15 protein-coding genes and 2 pseudogenes are annotated in these 20,013 nt (G+C 72.5%); 9 read left to right on the top strand and 8 right to left on the bottom strand.

Annotated elements, in window-relative coordinates:
• Window positions 1–378 precede the first annotated feature (378 nt).
• The 4 genes from C2142_RS09840 (at window position 379) to C2142_RS09825 (ending at window position 2,995) form a co-directional block, all read left to right on the top strand.
• Window positions 379–735 (top strand): hypothetical protein, encoded by a 357-nt coding sequence (locus C2142_RS09840; protein ID WP_148642039.1) that lies wholly within the window; start codon window positions 379–381, stop codon window positions 733–735.
• A gap of 232 nt (window positions 736–967) precedes the next feature.
• Window positions 968–1,312, top strand: coding sequence for a transposase (locus C2142_RS09835; RefSeq protein WP_162002433.1), 345 nt, complete (start codon window positions 968–970; stop codon window positions 1,310–1,312).
• 414 nt (window positions 1,313–1,726) lie between these two features.
• Complete coding sequence (locus C2142_RS09830; RefSeq protein ID WP_148642037.1) at window positions 1,727–2,119, top strand: tyrosinase cofactor; 393 nt, start codon at window positions 1,727–1,729, stop codon at window positions 2,117–2,119.
• A gap of 48 nt (window positions 2,120–2,167) precedes the next feature.
• Window positions 2,168–2,995, top strand: a complete 828-nt coding sequence (locus C2142_RS09825) for a tyrosinase family protein (RefSeq protein WP_148642036.1) — start codon at window positions 2,168–2,170, stop codon at window positions 2,993–2,995.
• A 186-nt stretch (window positions 2,996–3,181) separates the two neighbouring features.
• Here the strand turns inward: C2142_RS09825 and C2142_RS09820 are convergent, their stop codons facing one another.
• Window positions 3,182–3,658: a hypothetical protein gene (locus C2142_RS09820; RefSeq protein ID WP_148642035.1), complete on the bottom strand. Its 477-nt coding sequence runs from the start codon at window positions 3,656–3,658 to the stop codon at window positions 3,182–3,184.
• A 1,169-nt stretch (window positions 3,659–4,827) separates the two neighbouring features.
• Here C2142_RS09820 and C2142_RS09815 point away from each other — a divergent pair.
• From C2142_RS09815 to C2142_RS41970, 4 genes and pseudogenes are all read left to right on the top strand, one after another.
• A complete protein-coding gene (locus C2142_RS09815; protein WP_148642033.1) occupies window positions 4,828–7,044 on the top strand; it encodes a PAS domain S-box protein in 2,217 nt (738 codons plus the stop codon).
• Between the two features lie 562 nt (window positions 7,045–7,606).
• Entirely contained in the window at window positions 7,607–9,151 is a 1,545-nt protein-coding gene (locus tag C2142_RS09810) for an FMN-binding glutamate synthase family protein (protein WP_148642032.1), read from the top strand.
• 178 nt (window positions 9,152–9,329) lie between these two features.
• A pseudogene (locus C2142_RS41975) lies at window positions 9,330–10,121 on the top strand (carbohydrate binding domain-containing protein); the annotation flags it as partial.
• A 159-nt stretch (window positions 10,122–10,280) separates the two neighbouring features.
• A pseudogene (locus C2142_RS41970) lies at window positions 10,281–11,237 on the top strand (chitinase); the annotation flags it as partial.
• A gap of 141 nt (window positions 11,238–11,378) precedes the next feature.
• Here the strand turns inward: C2142_RS41970 and C2142_RS09800 are convergent.
• The 7 genes from C2142_RS09800 to C2142_RS09770 all read right to left on the bottom strand — a co-directional run bounded on the left by C2142_RS09800 (window position 11,379) and on the right by C2142_RS09770 (window position 18,789).
• Window positions 11,379–12,212: a PIG-L family deacetylase gene (locus tag C2142_RS09800; protein ID WP_148642030.1), complete on the bottom strand. Its 834-nt coding sequence runs from the start codon at window positions 12,210–12,212 to the stop codon at window positions 11,379–11,381.
• A gap of 154 nt (window positions 12,213–12,366) precedes the next feature.
• Complete coding sequence (gene lanL, locus C2142_RS09795; RefSeq protein ID WP_148642029.1) at window positions 12,367–14,961, bottom strand: class IV lanthionine synthetase LanL; 2,595 nt, start codon at window positions 14,959–14,961, stop codon at window positions 12,367–12,369.
• 1 nt (window position 14,962) lies between these two features.
• Window positions 14,963–15,124: an SflA family class IV lanthipeptide gene (locus C2142_RS09790; RefSeq protein ID WP_174315602.1), complete on the bottom strand. Its 162-nt coding sequence runs from the start codon at window positions 15,122–15,124 to the stop codon at window positions 14,963–14,965.
• A gap of 390 nt (window positions 15,125–15,514) precedes the next feature.
• Window positions 15,515–15,988 carry an SsgA family sporulation/cell division regulator gene (locus C2142_RS09785; RefSeq protein ID WP_148642028.1) on the bottom strand — a complete coding sequence of 158 codons (474 nt, stop codon included), beginning with the start codon at window positions 15,986–15,988 and terminating at the stop codon, window positions 15,515–15,517.
• Window positions 15,985–16,212 carry a hypothetical protein gene (locus C2142_RS09780; protein ID WP_148642027.1) on the bottom strand — a complete coding sequence of 76 codons (228 nt, stop codon included), beginning with the start codon at window positions 16,210–16,212 and terminating at the stop codon, window positions 15,985–15,987. Before C2142_RS09780 ends, C2142_RS09785 begins: the two co-directional genes overlap by 4 nt.
• A 191-nt stretch (window positions 16,213–16,403) precedes the next feature.
• Window positions 16,404–17,618, bottom strand: a complete 1,215-nt coding sequence (locus C2142_RS09775; protein ID WP_241002477.1) for a carbohydrate-binding protein — start codon at window positions 17,616–17,618, stop codon at window positions 16,404–16,406.
• 295 nt (window positions 17,619–17,913) lie between these two features.
• Window positions 17,914–18,789 carry a LysR family transcriptional regulator substrate-binding protein gene (locus C2142_RS09770; protein ID WP_148642026.1) on the bottom strand — a complete coding sequence of 292 codons (876 nt, stop codon included), beginning with the start codon at window positions 18,787–18,789 and terminating at the stop codon, window positions 17,914–17,916.
• Between the two features lie 238 nt (window positions 18,790–19,027).
• On the opposite strand from C2142_RS09770, the gene C2142_RS09765 reads away from it, so the two are divergent.
• Complete coding sequence (locus C2142_RS09765; protein ID WP_208693219.1) at window positions 19,028–20,005, top strand: DMT family transporter; 978 nt, start codon at window positions 19,028–19,030, stop codon at window positions 20,003–20,005.
• The last annotated feature ends 8 nt before the right edge of the window (window positions 20,006–20,013 follow it).

Here is a 20,013-nt window from a genome sequence, read left to right as displayed (position 1 = left end):
GCCGCTTCGCGCCGCCGAACGGCGAGAGGACGTAGAGCAGGGCGAGGCCACCGGTGGCCTGGTGGAGGCGTTCGAGGATGCCGTCGGTCGAGGCGGCGTTGGCGAGTGGGCCATGGCCTGGACTCCGGTGCGCGCGGTGACCGGCTCGCAGGGCAGCGCGGCGGTCCACCTGGACGGGACGCACGTCCGGGCAGGGGTTCACCGGATCGGTTCGCCGGGTCGGCGAGGGCTCCGGCCACGGCTGCCGCCACGCCGCGCGCGGCAGGTCGTCCCAGGCGTGTGTGGATTCGTGCGGGAGACGTGCCTTCAGGGGGGTTCGATGGCAGCATAGGTCGCAGGAATCAGCCGCCAACTCCACAGGGGGAAACGATGATTGGGTTGCGCACCGCCGTCCGCCTCGCCGCCGTGACTGCCGTCGCCGCAGGCAGCCTGGGTCTCAGCACGGGGGTGGCGTCGGCCGACGCCACCTACCCCGCCAATGTCCCCGGCTGTGCCGGAGGCATGAACGTTCAGTACTACAACGGGCACGACTGGGTGCAGGGCTACGTGATCTCCACTACGGGCAACTACTGCACGGTAAACCTCCAGCAGTCGAACGGCCGCTGGTCCAGCGCCTACAGCAACGTCCGGGGCGACAAGCACTACACCCTCCAGCTCCAGGACTCCGGAATCACTTCGTACGTCGTCGTGTGCAACACCGACCTCGGTCGGTGCGCCACCAGCGCTTCGTACTGACGGACGCCGTCGTTCGGGTCACCGTTGCCGGCGATGCCGGATGGCGGCGGCACCGACCGGTAAGGCTGCTGGCGGCGGGCGACAGATGCCCGACAACTCGATTTGTTCGATGGGTAGTTGTACCGCGTGGCTGGTTTGAGTGTGTCGCGAGCAGTTCACGCGGGCGCTCGGCTGGTAGTACTTCGTCAGGTTGATTTGATCTTGGTTGCCGCGGCGGTGCGCGCTGCGGCCGGTGGATCCCGGTGAGGTGGAGAAGCCGCGCGAACACCTCGGCGCCTTCGTGGCCGAGGTGTTCGCGTCCCGGGCGCGCAAGGACCGGCGCCGGCAGGGGGATTGCCACCCGCAAGGACTGATGCCGGATGGGTGGCGCACGTCGATCCAGCCCATCGCCGAGCGGCTGCCGGACGGGAACATGCGGGCCCTGCGGCGGTTCGTCAGCCAGTCGCCGCGGGACCACGCGCCGGTGCTGCGGCGGATCGTCCGGGGGATGACCTCCGCCCTCGCGCCGGAGGAGTGGGTGGTCGACGACGACTCGTTCCCGAAGGCCGGGGAGCCCCTGAGGTGGCGTGCGGGGTGAACACGGCGGGCAGCGGGACTCCTGGGGTATGTCAGTCATGGAGCCGCTGGTCAGGCAGGGCGTGATCACCTGGTGGCATCGCGTCAACCTGTTCGTGTAGCGACCGTCACAAAAGGTGCGTCAGGGCCGCAGGCCTTGCGGTGTGGTGGCCGCCCGGGTGAAGGATCTCCGGTTTTCGCGCGCAGGATTCGCTGCGAACCGAAGCTCTGGCTTCTGTAAAAGATGCAACATCCTTCACGTGACCGGCTTGAAATGATCACTTTTGGCCCTCAAGTCGATCACGCATCCGGACTGTTCGCTCACGACTGGTAGGAATGATTCCGAGCGGGCCGATCGCCGCCGAATCTGCCGACCGGTCCGCATGCTACGGGGGCACTGAAAGTTCTTCACGTTTTCCATCTGGGGGGCACTGCCATGTCCGAAGACACCACCACCGAAATCACCCGCCGGCGGATGCTGCAAGGCGCCGTTGTCGCGTCGGCCCTCGCCGCGGGCACGGTCGTCCTGGGTCTCACCGGTCCCGCCGTGGCACCCGCCAGCGGCGCCGACACGGAGAGCGGCGAAAGCTTCGACGAGGTGTTCCGCGGCCGCCGCATCCAGGGCATGCCGATGTCCGGCGACGGCCACCACGCGATGAGCGGCTACATGGTGCTGATCGACGGCCGCGAACTGCACATGATGCGCAACGCGGACGGCACCTGGATCAGCGTCATCAACCACTACCAGACGTTCACCACGCCGCGCGCGCTGGTCCGGGCCGCCGTCAACGCCCTGAGCGGCGCCGACTTGGCCCCGCTCGCCGCCTGACTCCGGACCGCTTCGGCCTCCCGCACAGACCACCCTCAAGGAAGAACCATGGCTGTCCGCAAGAACCAGGCGACCCTGACGCCCGCCGAGAAGCGCGCGTTCGTCAACGCGGTCCTGGAACTCAAGCGCCGCGGTGCGTACGACGCGTTCGTCAGCACGCACAACGACTTCATCATGAGCGACACCGACACCACCGAGCGCACCGGCCACCGCTCGCCGTCCTTCCTGCCCTGGCACCGCAGCTTTCTGCTGCGCTTCGAGCAGGCACTGCAGGCGATCGACGCCACCGTCACGCTCCCGTACTGGGACTGGACCACCGACCGCACCCCGGACTCCTCCCTCTGGGGCCCGGACTTCCTCGGCGGTGACGGCGCCGGCACCGGCGGCCGGGTGGCCACCGGCCCGTTCGCGCAGAGCTCCGGCAGCTGGACGCTCACCGTCAGGCCCGACAGCCGCAACTACCTGATCCGTCAGCTGGGCCGGGCCGGAGAGAACCTGCCGACCAGGGCCGACGTGGACGCCGTGCTGGCGATCGCCACGTACGACGCCGCGCCGTTCAACAGCTCCAGCGCCGGCTTCCGCAACAGCCTGGAGGGCTGGGTGGGTGTCAACGTCCACAACCGGGTGCACGTCTGGGTCGGCGGCACCATGAGCACCGGGATGTCGCCCAACGACCCGGTGTTCTGGATGCACCACTGCATGATCGACCGCCTCTGGGCCGGCTGGCAGAGCCGCCATGCGGGCCAGGGCTACCAGCCGGTCCGCCGCACCAGGAACGTGGTCGCCCTGAACGACACGATGAAGCCGTGGAACGACGTCACCCCGGCCGACCTGCTGGACCACACCAAGTTCTACACGTACGACAGCGCGTACTGATCCGGCTGGCGCGGGCCGGGGGCCGGGGGCCGGAGCAGTGGCCAATGCTCCGGTCGCCGGCGCCGCAGGACCGGACGAGTGCCCGGACACCGCTGAACCGCCGCGTGCCGGTGTCTCGTCCGCTACCGCCCTGACGCGCTTCCGGCGTGCCGGCGCCCCTCGGGGCGCCGGCATCCGAGGTCGGCGTCAGTAGACCAGGATGTCCCAGTGGTTGCCCTCGTTGCAGTAGAGGTTGCCCGAGGCGGCCTTCCACTGCGGGTAGCCGTCGCCCCGGTAGCCGATGTAGGTGAAGCTGTTCTGGATGTAGCCGTCGATGCAGGAGTTGCGGGCGATGTCGACCTTGTAGCCGTTGTAGTGGCTGTAGGTGCCGGAGGCGTGGCCGACCTCGGTCCCGCCCGTGATGTTGATGGCACAGCCACTGGCCCGCTTGAGGGTGATGATGGCGTTCACCGTGCCCGAGTTGATCTGCTCGAACGAGGTGCAGGTGGAGTTGGACCTGGTGGTGCAGCCCCCGCTGGAGCTCCACGTGATTCCGGCGCTGCTGAACTGACCGGCGGCCGCCGACTGCGACAGCTTGGTGCCGCTGGCGCCGGCCGTGGGCGCCGAGACGGCGAGGCCGGCCACGGTCAGGGCGGCGACGGTGGCTGCGGTGCGTGGCTTCATCTGCATCTCCCGGTGGTGAGGATGGTGTGCCTCCGACTCGACCCCCGCCTTCCTGCCGCACCTCGGCGGGAGGACGGGAAGTCCGGCGCCGGGCCCGGGGAACCGGCCCGGACGAGGGGGACGTACGCAGTGCTGTGACGCGGCGGTGCTCCGGCGCGAGGGCCGACCGATCCGTCCGGCGACCGTCCGCGGTTCCCGGGTGACGAGGGACGGGCTTCGGGCGCCGGCATCGCACCAGGATGCCTCACCGATGTCTATGCGAGTAGACCCTGGTCCGTGAATTTCGCGTGACAGGGAGCGGCCTTCAGCGCGTCGGAACGCTTCACGGGGTGCGCCGCAGATCACCCCCACCCGGGGAGACAGGTGTGACGGATCGAGCCTGATCATGCCGGGACCGCGCGCCCGGGTTGACATGGATCACCGGCACCTTTCGGTCGCGCAGTCACTTTCGACCGTCATCGAGTCTTTGGCGGTTCGCCTGCATTCGATCCGCCTGTCCTCGTGTCCGACCGCGGCTCTGTCAGAGCCGGGCGACACGCGCACGGAATTCCCGCCCGAACCACCCACGATGGGGGAGTCCTCATGCCGATGCCGGGCGGGTCGGTGAGGCCGGCCCCGGACCGTCGTACCTGGACGAGGGCTCCGGCGGCATCCCGGCCGAGGGCAACCGGCGTTCGGAGCGGGACGCCGGCTGCCGCTTCGACTTCGAGAACCCGAACACCGCTGAACCGTCGGCCTCCTCGGACCGGTGAGCCGAGCGCTGAGGGGGCTCGCCGCGGCGTCGTCCCGGTCGAGGCGGGTGTCGAGCGTGGCCGAAGCGGCCCGGGCCCGGCCTTCGTCGGGGCCGGGCCGCTCGGCGTGCTGCGACGGCCCTCAACCCGCGCTCCCGTCGGGCTGCCACCGACCGGGCGGCCCGCTCGACGATGAGTGAGTCCAAGCCCGAGGCATATGGTCATTTTTGATCTTCCTTTAGGAGTATTCAAATGTCAGCGGCCAATTGCGGACATAGGTAGGCGCCCGGAGCCCTGATGCGCTGGGGTGGAGCACCACCACCGGTACGGCAAGGCAAGGGAGCGGGCGTGGGCGACGAGGTGGGCCGGAGACCGGGCAAGGACACGACTGCCGGCCAGGGGACGGGCTGCCGGGGTGTCACGGCGGATGCGGGGACGATGGAGGAACGCTTCCGGGCGTTGTTGGAGGCGGCGCCGGACGCGATGGTGATCGCGGACGATGCGGGGGTGATCACGCTGGTCAACGCGCAGACGGAGGCGTTGTTCGGGTATCCGCGTGAGGAACTGCTGGGGCGTCCGGTGGAGTTGCTGGTGCCGATGCGGTTCCGGGGTCAGCATCACCGGCACCGCGACGAGTACGCGGCGAACCGGCAGGTGCGTCCGATGGGGGCGGGGCTGGAGCTGCACGGGTTGCGCAAGGACGGCACGGAGTTCCCGGTCGAGATCAGTCTCAGCCCGCTGGAGACCGCGGACGGTCTGCTCTTCTCCGCCGCCGTGCGCGACGTCAGCGACCGCAAGGCCGCCGAAGCCCGCTTCCGGGCGTTGTTGGAGGCGGCGCCGGACGCGATGGTGATCGCGGACGATGCGGGGGTGATCACGCTGGTCAACGCGCAGACGGAGGCGTTGTTCGGGTATCCGCGTGAGGAACTGCTGGGGCGTCCGGTGGAGTTGCTGGTGCCGATGCGGTTCCGGGGTCAGCATCACCGGCACCGCGACGAGTACGCGGCGAACCGGCAGGTGCGTCCGATGGGGGCGGGGCTGGAGCTGCACGGGTTGCGCAAGGACGGCACGGAGTTCCCGGTCGAGATCAGTCTCAGCCCGCTGGAGACCGCGGACGGTCTGCTCTTCTCCGCCGCCGTCCGCGACGTCAGCGACCGCAAGGCCGCCGAAGCCCGCATCAACGAGCTCGCCGCGCTGGTCGAGTCCTCCCAGGACGCCATCCTCGCCAAGACCCTCGACGGCCGCATCACCTACTGGAACGCCGCCGCCCACTCGCTCTACGGCTACACGGCCGCCGAGGCGCTCGGCCGCCATGTGGCCATGCTGGCCCCGCCCGAGCACCGGGAGGAGATCACGGCGCTGCTGAAGCGACTGGGAGACGGCGAGAAGGTCGAGCACTTCGAGACTTTGCGGGTCACCCGCACCGGCAGGCTGATCGACGTGGACGTGACGCTGTGGCCCACCCGGACCGCCGACGGCACGGTGACCGGTGCCTGCGCCATCGTCCGCGACATCAGCGACCGAAAACGAGCGGAGGCGGAACTCACCGCCCTCTACGAACAGCAACGGCACATCGCCCTCACCCTGCAGCGCAGCCTGATGGGCACCCCACCCGCCATCCCGGGACTGGCCACCGCCAGCCGCTACCTGCCCGCCACCCAGGGCGCCGGGGTCGGCGGCGACTGGTTCGACCTCATCCCCCTGGGCGCCGGCCGCGTCGGCGTCCTGATCGGAGACGTCATGGGCCGCGGGCTGGAGGCGGCCGCCGTCATGGGGCAGCTGCGCTCCGCCGCCCACGCACTGGCCAAGACCGGCATGGAACCCCGCCGGCTGATGCAGGCCCTGGACGCGGCCGTCACCGACCTTGAGCTGCCCGACCAGCTGGTCACCTGCTGCTACCTCGTCATCGCCCCGGACACCGGCGAGGTCACGATCTGCTCGGCCGGGCACCTGCCCGTCCTCCTCGCCGTCCCCGGCGAGACCATCCGGGCGCTGCCGGCCCCGGTGAGCGCCCCGCTCGGCGTCGGCGGCATTCCCCACCAGCAGGCCTGTCTGGCCGTACCGCCCGGCGCCACCCTGCTGCTCTACACCGACGGCCTGGTCGAGACCCCCGGCGGCGACATCGAGGCCCAGATCACCGAGTTGGCCGCGACCGTCGACCGCGCCTTCACCGGCGACGGCGGGTTGGAGGCCGTCGCCGACCACGTCCTCTCCGCCGTGCTGCCCGACAGCGACGGCCACAACGACGACGTCACCCTCCTCCTGCTGCAGCTTCCCGCCGCCCCGCTGGCCACCGCCACCACCGACCTGCCCACCGTTCCCTCCTCCGTCGGCGAGGCCCGCGCCTTCCTCACCAAGACGCTCACCGCCTGGGGCTGCGCCGAGCGAACCGACGACGCCTGCCTGTTGCTGTCCGAGATCCTCACCAACTCCGTCCAGCACGGCCGGGGGCCTATCGACCTGCTGCTGCGCCGCACCAGCACCGAGCTCACCGTCGAGATCGGCGACCGAAGCTCCCAGCTGCCCCACCCCCGCCTCGCCACCAGCGAGGAGGAGTCCGGCCGGGGGCTCATCATCGTCGACGCCCTGGCCGACGGCTGGGGGGTCCGCCCCAGCGGCAGCGGCAAGACCATCTGGTTCACCGTCCGGCTCTGAGCGGCCCGCCGGAGGCGCTCCCGTGGCCGCCCTGCGGCCGAGACGGCGAACCGTTCCTGCTTCGGTTCGCCACCAGCGCCCCGAGTGGGGACGCCGGCCCGGTCGGGCGGCGCCCACGGCGCCCGCGTCCTGGGCAGCCGCGTCCTGGGCAGCCGCGGCATGGGGAATCCGGGATACGCCCGGATCTCGGACAGGCACCCCTTCCCGGAGCTCAACCTGCTCTACCTGCACGACCTGGCGGGCCGGGTCACCCTCACCTACGGCGCCTGGCCGACCCCCGGTGCCGTCGGCGGCCGTCACGACGGTGACCACCCGCCGACCGCCGGGGGCCTCGTCGCCGCGCACCGGCCGGGCGCCCCATCGTCACCCGCCGTCGCGAAGCCGGCTCCGGACCGGACCGACCCCTGGCCGCATGCCCGTCGGTGTGGACTCTTACCATCGTTTGGCATTCTCCGACGGACGCCGCCGCCGGCCCAGCCATGTGCCCGTGCCGTCCAACGCCCCACACGACACGATGACTTCACCGCACGACGATGAGGTTGTGCATCGAGGAGGAACGTCCATGCAAGCCCGGAAGATCGGCGCGGCCGCCGCAACAGCGGTGGCGCTCCTGGCAGCCCGTGACCTCGTCCAGAAGCGGCACGCGCTGCTCCGGAACTTCCCGGTGATCGGGCACGCCCGGTACCTGCTGGAGACGATCGGGCCGGAGCTGCGGCAGTACATCGTGACCTCCAACGAGGAGGAGCGCCCGTTCAGCCGTGACCAGCGCACGTGGATCTACGCGTCGGCGAAGGAGGAGAACAACTACTTCGGGTTCGGAACCGAGGTCGACGTCGAGCACGTGCAGGGCCACGCCTACCTGAAGCAGCGGACGTTCGCCGGCCACCTGCCCGACGCGCACGACCCGCAGGCCTCGCTGCCCTCGGCCAAGGTGCTGGGCGGGCCGCGCGGGCGCGCCAAGGCGTTCCGGCCGGCGAGCGTGGTGAACATCTCGGCGATGAGCTTCGGGTCGCTCTCCGGGGCGGCCATCACGGCGCTCAACAAGGGGGCGGCGCTGGCGGGCACGATGCACAACACGGGTGAGGGCGGCCTCTCGCCGCACCACCGCAACGGCGGCGACCTCGTCCTTCAGCTCGGCACGGCGTACTTCGGCTGCCGCAACGAGGACGGCACGTTCAACCTCGACAAGCTCAAGGACGTGGTCGCCGGCGCTCCGGTCAAGGCGATAGAGATCAAGCTCTCCCAGGGCGCCAAGCCGGGGTTGGGCGGGATGCTGCCGGGTGCGAAGGTGACCCCGGAGATCGCCGGGATCCGCGGCATCCCCGTCGGCGAGGACTGTGCCTCCCCGTCGCGGCACACCGCGTTCAGCGACGTCGACTCGCTGCTCGACTTCGTCGAGCTGATCGCCACCGAGACCGGCCTGCCGGTCGGGGTCAAGAGCGCGGTGGGGGAGATGGGCTTCTGGCAGGAGCTGGCCGCGCTGATGGCGCGGGGTGACCGCGGGGTCGACTTCGTGACGGTCGACGGCGGCGAGGGCGGCACCGGGGCGGCGCCGCGGATCTTCGCCGACTCGGTGTCGCTGCCGTTCCGGATGGGCTTCTCCCGGGTCTACGGCACCTTCGCCGAGCTGGGGCTGACCGACGACCTGACCTTCATCGGCTCCGGCAAGCTCGGCCTGCCCGAGAACGCCGCGGTCGCCTTCGCCCTCGGGGTCGACATGATCAACGTGGCCCGTGAGGCGATGCTGTCGATCGGCTGCATCCAGGCGCAGAAGTGCCACACCGACAAGTGCCCCACCGGCATCGCGACCCAGAACCCGTGGCTGGCCCGCGGCATCGACCCGGCCTCGAAGGCCGACCGGGCTGCTGCGTACCTGCGCACCCTGCGCAGGGAGCTGATGAAGGTCTCGGCGGCCGTCGGCGTCGCCCACCCGGCACTCATCACGCCCGACGACATCGAGATCATGAACGGCGACTACGAGGCCCGTACCCTGGCCGGCGTCTACGGCTACAAGGACGGCTGGGGCGAGCTCGGCCCGCACCTCGCCGACGAGATCACGGCGCTCCTCACCGCCGGGCCGGCCCCCGTCCGGAAGCCGGCCGTCTGACGCGAAGGCCGGGGCGAAGGCCGCCCGTCCGGTGCGAAGGCCGGGGCGGCCTCGTCGTCCCGGCCCCGCGCCACGAAGGGGTCGGGACGGCGGAGCCCGGTGCCACGGGGGCCGCGCCGGTGGTGAGGAGTCAGCGGCCTTCCCGTACGCGGAACTTGCGCGGACCGTCCTTGCCGGAATGAGCCGCAATCCCGCAATTGGTCCAGACCTATTGACGGGCCCTGCCGCCCCTCCTACGATCCGGTCCGGCACAGCCCCACATGTCCCCCACCTCACCCAGAGCCGGGCGCCACGCCCACGCCGGTCATGTCCATGGCGCCCGGCGGGAAGGGAGCACAGCATGTTCCGTCGGAGATCGCGTACTCCGCGCCTGTCGGGCCATCACCGCCCTTGTCCGGATCCCGCCCGCCTCGAAGGCGGCCGGACCGGGAGCGAGCCGCCCCGGGTTCCCCGCCCGCACCGGGCGACCGTGGAGCGCGCGCCGCAGGTGAACCGGACCAGCCCCGCCAAGAACGGACCGACCGTCCTGAAGCGATCCCTCGCCGGGGTGAGCGCCACCGCCGTCATCGGTGCCGTCATCGGTGCCGGCATCGCCGTGGCCGGCTCCGTCACGGCCGGGGCCGCCACCACCAACCTGGTGGCCAACCCCGGGTTCGAGAACGGGCTCTCCGACTGGACCTGCTCCGGTGGCTCCGGCGCGGCGGTGAGCAGCCCGGTCCACTCCGGCGCCTCCGCGCTCAGGGCCACGCCGACCGGCCAGGACAACGCCCAGTGCGCCCAGACCATCAGCGTGCAGCCCGACTCCCAGTACACGCTGAGCGCCTACGTCCAGGGCAGCTACGTCTACCTGGGCGCCACCGGCTCGGGCATCACCAGTGCCCCGTCCACCTGGACGCCGAGCAGCCCGTCGTACGGCCGGCTCAGCGTCGGCTTCACCACCGGGCCGAGCACCACCTCGGTGACCGTCTACCTGCACGGCTGGTACGGGCAGCCCGCGTACTACGCGGACGACGTGTCGCTCACGGGCCCCGGCGGCAGCACCCCCACGCCCACCACCGCCCCGCCCACGACCACGCCGCCGACCACCGCCCCGCCCACGACCACGACGCCGACCACGACGCCGCCGGGGGACACCTGCCCCACGAAGCCCAAGCCGCCGGGCAAGGTCCTGCAGGGGTACTGGGAGAACTGGGACGGCGCCGCGAATGGCGTCCACCCCGGCCTGGGCTGGGTCCCCATCACGGACAGCCGGATCGCCGCGCACGGCTACAACGTCATCAACGCCGCCTTCCCGGTGATCCTCTCGGACGGCACCGTCCTGTGGCAGGACGGCATGGACGCCGGCGTCAAGGTCTCGACGCCCGCCGAGATGTGCCAGGCCAAGGCGGCCGGGGCGACGCTCCTGATGTCGATCGGCGGCGCCGCCGCGGGCATCGACCTGAGCTCCGGCACCGTCGCCGACAAGTTCGTGGCGACCGTCGTCCCGATCCTCAAGAAGTACAACTTCGACGGCATCGACATCGACATCGAGACCGGCCTGTCCGGGAGCGGCAACATCAACACGCTGTCCGCCTCCCAGGCCAACCTGATCCGCATCATCGACGGCGTCCTCGCCCGGATGCCGGCCGGCTTCGGCCTCACCATGGCCCCCGAGACCGCCTACGTCACCGGCGGAAGCGTCACCTACGGGTCGATCTGGGGCGCCTACCTGCCGATCATCAAGAAGTACGCCGACAACGGGCAGCTGTGGTGGCTGAACATGCAGTACTACAACGGCAGCATGTACGGCTGCTCCGGCGACTCCTACCAGGCCGGTACCGTGCAGGGCTTCACCGCGCAGACCACCTGCCTGAACAACGGCCTCACCATCCAGGGCACCACGATCAAGGTGCCCTACGACAAGCAGGTGCCCGGCCTGCCGGCCCAGCCCGGTGCGGGCGGCGGCTACATGGCGCCGAGCCTGGTCGGCCAGTCGTGGAACGCCTTCGGTGGTTCGCTGAAGGGGCTCATGACGTGGTCGGCCAACTGGGACGGCTCGAAGGGCTGGACCTTCGGCGACAACGTCAGGTCCCTCCAGGGCCGTTGATCCCCCGCTGAGGTCCGCTGAGGGCCGTTGACCTCCTGCTAGGTCCGCTGACGTCCGCTGACCCCGACCACCTGGACCGTCTGCACAGCCGCCGTCCGCGGCCCGGGCCGCCCGCGAACGGCGGCCCGGGCCGTGCCGGGATCAGCGCAGCCCGGCGAAGAGGTCGTTCTCGGGTACGGCCACGCCGGTGGGGTCCGCGACGCGCACGAAGGTCTCCACGCCCATGAGCTCGGTGAACCTCTCCTTGCCCATCTTCAGGAAGAAGATGTTCTCCCCCTGGCTGGCGTGCGCGGCCAGCGCATCGAACTTCTGGCCGCCGAACTCGGTGGTGTCCACCCAGGTCGTGATCTCCTCGTCGGGGAGTCCGATCTCGGGCATCGCGGCGGCCTCCGCCGGATCCGGCTCCTCCCAGTCCGCGCCGAACTCGCGCATGACCTCCCCGAACCGTTGCATCATCGAGCGCGGCGCCGTCGTCCAGTACACCTTCGGCGACATCCCGGTCATCGCCAGCGCCGCCATCGTGATGCGGTTCGCCTGGATGTGGTCGGGGTGGCCGTAGAACCCGTTCTCGTCGTAGGTCACGACCACGTCGGGCCGGTAGTGCCGCATGAGTTCGGCGAGACGGGCGGCGCCCTCCTCCACGGGGGTCCGCCAGAAGGACCCGGGGGCGTCGTTGGCCGGCCAGCCCATCATCCCGGAGTCGGCGTACTCCAACAGCTCCAGGTGGCCGACGTTCAGCACCTCGCAGCTCGCCTTGAGTTCCTGACGACGCATGGCGGCGACGGCCGCCGGATCGTGCCCGGGCTCGCCCGGCTTGACGCCCCCGGGTCCGTCACCGCAGGCGCCGTCGGTACAGGTGACGAGGACCGTGCGAACGCCCTCCGCGGCGTACCGCGCGAGGACACCCCCTGTTCCGGTGGCTTCGTCATCGGGGTGGGCGTGCACCGCCATCAGCGTCAAGGGCCGGTCAACCATGAATGCCATCCTCCGGTCTGGAAAAGTGCTCGGTCCGAGTCTGCGGCACATGGGCAGGTTGCCGCCCCGCAATATCGGATGACCGGGGAACCCGCGCCGCCTCGTCCGCGTGCCCCGGGGGCGCCGGCGGCGGCATTGCGGCGCCCGGAGGCGGTCAGTCGACGAGGCCGAGCCGCTGTCCGCCGCGGTCGTGCAGTCGCCGGAAGAAGGCGAGTACGCCGGCGGAGCCGCCGGCCCAGGTGGCGCTCGACCGGGCCAGTCCGGCGTCCGGGAACACCGGACGGGACGGGGTGCCGCCGCTGCGGCTCAGGATGAGCGCGGCGACGGTCTCGGCGGCGTTCCAGAACTCCTCGGATCCCGACGCCCGGGCGACGTCCACCATCAGGTCGCCCACGCCGGCCAGGCCGCAGCACTGGTTGACCAGGGGCATGCGCGGCGCCAGCGCGGCGCAGGTGCGCGCGGCCCGCTGGGCGAGGACGAGGTGCCCGGGTTCGCCGAGGCGGTCGGCGGCCCGGACGAGCACCGTCCCGATCCCGGCCAGGCCCCGGCACCACGAGCCGTAGCGTCGCGTCGCCCCCGGGCCGGCCGCCGCGGCGATGATGCCCGGCGTGACGGCGGCGAGGTCCGCGCAGGCCCGCCGGGCCCGGTGGAGGGCGGCCGGATCGCCGGTCGCGCCCGCGTACTCGACCAGGAAGTACGCGACACCCGCCTCGCCGTGCGCGAATCCCTCGCGCAGGGCGGCGCTGCCGATCCCGTCGGCGCCCGCCGGCGTCAGCCGGGCCCTGCCGGATGCGAGCATCCGGTCGCACGCGGCGGCGACGGCGAGGTGCCGGTCGGCGAGCCGGCTGTCACCGTCGGCGAAGGCGTGCCGGGCGAGGAGCAGGCGGCCGATGCCGATTCCGGCGACGCCCTCGATCAGGTCCGCCTCCGGTGGTCCGCCGTCCGGTCCGCGGGCGGGAAGGTCCGGGCCGTCCGGGTGGTCCGGATGGTCCGCGTGGCCTCCGGGTCCCGCCCCCGCCTCGGCGAGGAAGAGCCCGACGCCGGTACGGCCCGAGTAGAAGCCCGGCGACAGGTTCCTGGACTGGCCGGTCGTCCACTGCGCCAGGGCGTCCACGGTTTCCCGCACCCCGGGCCGGTGGAGGTGGTGCAGCAGCTCCAGGCCGAGCCCCGAGCTGCCGCCGTAGACGTCCACCGGCGTCGGGATGTTCGCGCGGGCGGCGAGTACGGGGTCCGCGATCCTGCGGGCCTCGTCGACGCAGAACGCGGCCGTGTGCTCGACGACCTCCTCGGCCAGGCCGTCGTCGAAGCGGAGCCGTCCGGGGCCCCGGGACGGTCGGGACACCCCGGACGCCGCCGCCGCGGGCACCCCGGACGCCGCGACGGGCGCGCCGGCCCGGAGCCGGTCGGCGCCGGCGGTCCGCACGGCCGGATCGAAGCTCATCAGCCCGGCGATCCCCGCCCGGATCCACCGGTGGTCGTCGCCGGGCAGCGCCCAGGCCAGGCAGTCGAGGGTGCGGTCCCGGTTGACGGCGTCGTCGGCGTCGACGATCACCGGCTCCATCCCGGTGGCGGCGAAGCAGAGCGTCGCGCCCAGGGCGTAGTAGTCGTCGGCGGGCTCGGCCGTGCCGCCGGTCCCGCGGCGGACCGGGCCGCTGTAGCCGGGGGTCGAGCCGTCCGGGCCGACGCCGTCCAGCGCACTGATCCCGAAGTCGATCACCCGGCACCGGCCCGTGGCGTCGAGCACGACGTTGCCGGGCTTGAGATCGCGGACGACCACGCCCCGGAGGTGGATGCCGTCCAGGACGCGGAGGAGCTGGGCGGCCAGGTCGGGCACCGTGCGCGACGGCCGGGCCGGATCGGGCCGGTACGGGCCGTTCTCCTGGACCTCCCGCCGCAGGTCCCGGCCGCCGCAGCTGGTCATCACCAGGTACTCGTCCGAGCGGTGCCGGAAGTAGTCGAGCGCGCGGGGCACGCCGGGGACGGCGTCGAGCGCGGCCAGGACCGTGCGCTCGTTGCGCAGCCGGTCGCGGGTGTCCGCACCGGACTCGTCCTCGGCCACGAAGGCCCGTGCCTGCTTGACGACCACCGGCTGCCCGGTGGCCAGGTCGACCGCGCGGTAGACGTTGCCCTGCGGCTTGCGCACGATGCCGCCGGTGACCCGGTAGCGTCCACCGCCGAACCCGGCGGAGGAGCGCGGCCCGGCGTCGTGCCCGGGCCGGTTCTCGAACGGATCCTCGGCCCACGGCGGGCAGCGGTACGAACCGTCGGCCAGGCCGTCGAACGCCCGGCCGTCCGGGCCCACCATGACCGACTCCAGCCGCCCGCTCCGGCCGGTCCGGTAGTCGCCCGTGAAGGGCCCGTAGCGGTAGTAGACGGGGGCGGCCGGATCGACCCGCCGGTCGCTGACGATCTGCGGACCCTCCCGGCCGCGCAGTACGGCGACGAGTTCGTCGGCGAGCCCGACGAGGACGCCGGGTGCCGGGTAGACCGTGATCGCCTTCCCGACGGCACCTGCGCTCGACACGCCGGAGTTGATCTCGCGCAGGGTCTCCGGGCTCCGGGCCCACTTCGCGTGGCAGACGTGACGCGACAGCACCGGCAGGACGAGGCCGGTCACGGCCTCCAGGTCGCCGGGCCGGGCCGAGACGTGCAGCTTCCAACCGTGGTCCATCGCCGGCATCCGCGGATCGTTCAGGTACGACCAGGTGTCATCGGACCATCCGCTTCGGCCGGCGATGGACTCGGTCACGTCAGAGGTCGCAGGCGAAGCGGGTGGTGGCGGTCACCCACGGGTCGGCGAGACACGCGGTGGCGTCGTGGTCGCTGCGGTCGTCGTCCTCGAACAGGATGAACTCGTCGTCGACCACCAGCGGTCCCGCGTCGCGGATCTCGTTGATCACGGCTGTGGGCATGTGACGCCTCCAGGTCTTGTCGTGCGCCCTGCGGCGGCGCGGGTTGCGGCCGCCGCGGACCTCCGGGCCCGATGGGGCCGGAGTCCTGATCCACGAAGGTAGGTAGGAATGATTGGTCTGACAAGGGGTCAGGACGCGTCAACTTCACGGAGTGAGCACATCCGTGGAGGAATGGTGTGCCCGTTTCCGTCGTCGACCGCCCGCTGCTGTCAGGGCCGGGCCGATGGCGGACGATGACGGAGGCCGGCGCGGACGTGGCCGCCGCCGCGAGCGGGCGCGCCCGGGGAGCCGCCCCGGGCGGGAGCGGGAGCAGCCCCGGCCGGTCGGCGGGCCGGACCCGGCAGGCCCCCGCGGCCTCCGGGGCGGCGGCCGGCGGCCGGGTGCGGGCGGTCACCGGTCCGGCTCCGGGGGTCGCTCCTCCAGGAGCCGGTGGAGGAGTCCGTCCAGGTCGAGGTGCCGGGGCTCCGCGCCGAAGGGCACGATCCGCTCGGTGGCGGTGAGGAAGGCCTTGACCGGGGCGGCCTCCGCCCGGAGGACGACCGTGCCGTTCTCGCCACCCAGTGCGATGAAGAGGGTCTGCGAGGTGGCGCCCGTGCCCGGGTGGACGGAGACGTCGCCCGTGCCGGCCCAGGCGTCCATGCCCGCCGCCAGCAGGTCGCGGGCGAACATCCAGGTGATCGGCTCGTCCAGGTCGGTGTGGTTGTCCAGGTACACCGCGTACGGCTCCGCGGGGTCGTAGCGCAGGCAGGCGGCGACCGAGACGGTGATGCCGGGGCAGACGACGGCCCGGAGTTCCAGCGGCACGGCGCAGGACCCGGCGGGCCTGCGCTGGGAGGGGATGCGCGGGGTCTCCGGGCAGGTCATGCGTCCTCCCCCGGGTGCAGGGCGACGGCGGTGCGGCCGAGGCGGAAGAGCTGCGGGGGTTCGGTCAGGTGGCGCCACTCCTGGTCGGGCCGGCCGGGCACCATCCGTCCGGCGTCGAGCCAGAGCAGGGCGAGCCGGGCGAAGATCGGGGATTCGCGCAGGACCGCATCGTGCAGAATCGTTTCGTCGAGGGCGCTGCCGCTTGCCCGGAAGTCTGAGCTCATAACAGGAATAACGAGCGGGGCCAGCTACGGCAACACCTCCTTCGGGCGTTGTGCGGCCGTGGCCCGGTCCGGCTGGGGTGGTCCGCCCGGTGGTTGTGGCCCGCGTGGTGGTGGTGGCCCGCGCGGTGGTGGAGTGCAGCGGTGGGCCCGCCCGCCGGCCCGTCGGCCGTGGCGGGCGGGCCCACCCGGGCTCAGCAGGGGCCGTCGTCGGACCAGACGCCCCACTGCCCGCCGGCGGACGGGTTCTCGTTCAGCGTCCACCACTTGGCGTGGTACTTGTGGCCGCCGTACGACACCTTGGCGCCGCCGGTGTACGTGGTGGCGGCGCTCCACGCCGGATCGGTGCAGGCCCCGGGCGAGGAGCTGGTGGGCGGCGGCGTGGTCGGGGGAGTGGTGGGCGGGGTGGCCCCGGCGAACCGCACGGTGAACTTGGTGAAGTCCCAGTCGTTCTGCGCCACGCTGGAGCACGACCCGGAGAGCCCCGGGTCGACCGTCCCCGGGCACTGCCGGTCCCGGTTGACCGACCAGTAGGTGTACCGGGCCAGCTTGTGCGCGAGCGCGAAGTCCAGCACGGCCTGGAAGTCCGCCTGCCGGAAGTACTCCGCGGCGTCGGTCCGGCCGTTCATCAGCGAAACGCCCTCGTGCGCATAGGCGTTGGCCTCGGTCCAGCCGAAGGTGGTCTGCAGGATCTGGTTGAACCTCACCAGGGCGTTGGTCTGTGCCGCCGCGCCGTTGAACCCGCCGTCGAACGGCATGATCGAGTAGTTGTCCGGCGTGAAGCCCTGCGACTTGGCCTCGTTGAGCATCTGCTGCCCGAACCACCCGGTGCCGGCGTTGGTCCCGGCCGTGGTGATCGAGACGTACAGCCCGGGGTTGTCCCGCTGGAGGATCCGGGCCGCCCCGATCTCGTTGCGGATCGCGGCCGTGTTCTCGTACTCCGGCTCCTCCAGGTCGAAGTCGATCGCCTTCAGCCCGTACTTGGTGACCACCTTCTGGTAGCCGGCCGCGGTCGCCTCCGGGGTTCCGCAGGTCTGGCCCAGCTTGGTGCCGCCGTAGCCGCCGACCGAGACCGAGACGTCGCCGCCCTTGGCCCGGATGGTCTGGATCACCGCCGGCATGGCGGTGTCCGTGTCGATCGAGGAGGTGCCGCCCCAGGCCGGCGAGCACCCGCCCTTGTCCAGGATGAAGGCCAGCTGGAACGCCTTCTGCCCGGTCGCGTCCATCACTGCCGCCGCGTCCGGCGGGCTGTTGTCCTCGGGCATCAGGTAGGGCGCCGAGGCGTACCAGTTGCTGCCGAGCCCGGTGGCGGCCGACGCCGCGTCGACCGCGGCCACCGCCGACCCGCTCCCGGCGAGCGCCGCGAGCCCGCCGGCCACCAGCCCGAGCACGCCGGCCGCGGCGACCACGGCCCGCCGGTGCCTGCGCCGGTGCTGCGCCCCGGGTTGCCGTCCGGTCTGTTGTGCCAACTGCTGTGGGGGAAGAGCACGTTCCATGGGAGACCTCTCAGGGAAACGGCAGGGGAGGCCCGCCCGCGCCAACAGTGGGGGAGGCGCGTCGGGCCCCGGGGAGGCCGACGGCGACGCCGCGTCGCCGAAGACCTCCACTGGTATAGACCTGTCCTGAGAGGGCGTCAACCCCGAAACGGTCAAGGCGACTTCGCGGGGAAGGGCGGTGCGCTCGGCCGCCCGGCGGGCGGGTGGCTCAGCTCCGTGCCGAGCGGACGGCCGCCAGCAGCCCGTTCACCGCGGGGGACCAGGGGCGGCCGCCCGGTCCGGTGAGCGTCAGGGACCGGTGGACGGCGGGGCGGATCGGGACGAGGACGCAGTCGGCCGGCAACATCGGCTGCGCCAGCGCCGGCATCACCGAGACCCCGACACCGGCGTGCACCATGCCGATCAGGGTGTTGAGGTCGCGGATCCGGTGCCGGGGCGCGAACCGGACGCCGGCCCGGCGGTAGGCCTCGCGGATGTGGCGCTCACAGCCGCCCTCGGAGAGCAGGAAGTCGTCGTCCTCCAGGTCGGCCACGTCGACGGCCGGCTCCCCGGCGAGCGGGTGGTCACGGCGCAGCAGCGCGTGCATCGAGTCCGCGCCGAGCGCCACCGACCCGGGCGGCACCGGGTCGGCGTCCACCAGTACGGCGGCGTCCACCGTGCCCGCCTCCAACCAGACGGCCAGCTCGTCGTCCTCGCCCTCGAAGACACTGACGGTGAGGCGGGGGTGCGCCGCCCGCCAGTCCCGCAGGAGCCCGGGCAGCAGGCCCTGGCAGACGGTGGTCGGCGCGGCCAGCCGGACGGTGCCGGTGAGGCCGCCCGAGTGCCGGGTGGCGATGGTGCGCACGGCCGCCGCGGAGGCGACCGCCGTGCGGGCGTGCGGGAGGATCTGCTCGCCCAGCGGGGTCGGGCGGGCCGGGGCGGTGCGGTGCAGGACGGGCGCGCCGAGGGTGCGCTCCAACGCGGCGACCGCGTGCGAGACGGCGGACTGGCTGATGCCGAGCTCCGACGCGGCCGCGCCGAACCCGCCCGCGTCGGCGACCGCGATCAGCGCCCTGAGCTGGGCGAGATTGACCTCCGAGGCCATGAGACTTCCTCATCCGTGCGGCATCACCACTTGTTGGACTCATGCTCCGGCCTCGGGCCACCCTCTGTCCACGGGCGCGAGGGCGCTCGGCACGCGGTTGCAGGGCACGAGGGCGTACGGGCGCGACGGCGTACGGCACGAGGGCGTACGGGCGCGAAGGCCCGTTCGTGCGGAGGTCCGCGTGGGCGAAGGCGGGAGAGGACGAGTGGTCGGGGTGCGGCGCTGGTGGCCGGGGTTCGTGGCACTGTCGGCGATCTGGGGCGCGAGCTTCGCGCTCATCAAGGTGGCCGTCGACGTGGGGGTGCCCCCGCTGTGGGTGGCGTGCTGGCGCTGCGTCCTCGGGGCGGCGGCGCTCTGGGCGATCCTCGCGCTGCGCCGCGAGCCCGCCCCGCGCGACCTCGCCACCTGGGGCCACTCGGCGGTGGCCGCACTGCTGCTCAACGCCGTGCCGTTCGCCCTCTTCTCCTACGGCGAGACCCGGGTCAGCTCGGTGCTGGCCGGGGTGGTGAACGCCACCACCCCGCTGTTCACGCTGGTCTTCGCGGTCCTCGTGGTGCCCGGGGAGCGGCGGCCGGGCCCGCGCCGCCTCGCCGGGCTCGGCCTGGGGTTCGCCGGGGTGCTGACCCTCCTCGGGGTGTGGCGCGGCCCAGGCCCGGGCGGGGTGACCGGCGGCCTCGCCTGCCTGGCCGCGACCTGCTGCTACGGCGCCGGCTTCGCCTACCTGCGCCGCCACCTCTCCGGCCGTCCGCACTCGGCCACCGGCCTCTCCGCCGTGCAGATCGCCTGCGCCGCCGCCGAGTCGGCCCTGGTTGCCCCGTTCGCCGCGGGCGCCCCGCGCTGGCCGGGCGCCGGTCCGGCCGCCGCCCTCCTGGCCCTCGGCGCGCTCGGCACCGGCGTCGCCTACATCCTCAACCTCACCCTGGTCCGCACCGCCGGCACGGTCGTGGCCGCCGCCGTCACCTACGTCACCCCGCTCTGGTCGACCGGCCTCGGCGCCCTCCTGCTCGCCGAACCCGTCGGCTGGAACGCCCTCCTGGGCGGCCTGGCCGTGATCGTCGCCGTCGCTCTGACCCGGCAGCCGGCCGCGCCTGACCCGGCAGCCGCGACGGCTGCGCCTGCCGTGCCTGCCGTGCCTGCCGTGATGGCCACGTCGCCCGGATCGCCCGCATCGACCGCCCCGACCGCTGCGCCGAAGGGCCGTCAGACGGTCGGTTAGGCTGGCCG

Origin of the sequence: Streptomyces sp. CB01881 (genome assembly GCF_002953255.1) — a bacterium.
GTDB lineage: Bacteria > Actinomycetota > Actinomycetes > Streptomycetales > Streptomycetaceae > Kitasatospora.
The sequence above is the reverse complement of the archived record's forward strand: the minus strand, read 5'-3'. Positions and strand labels throughout refer to the sequence as shown.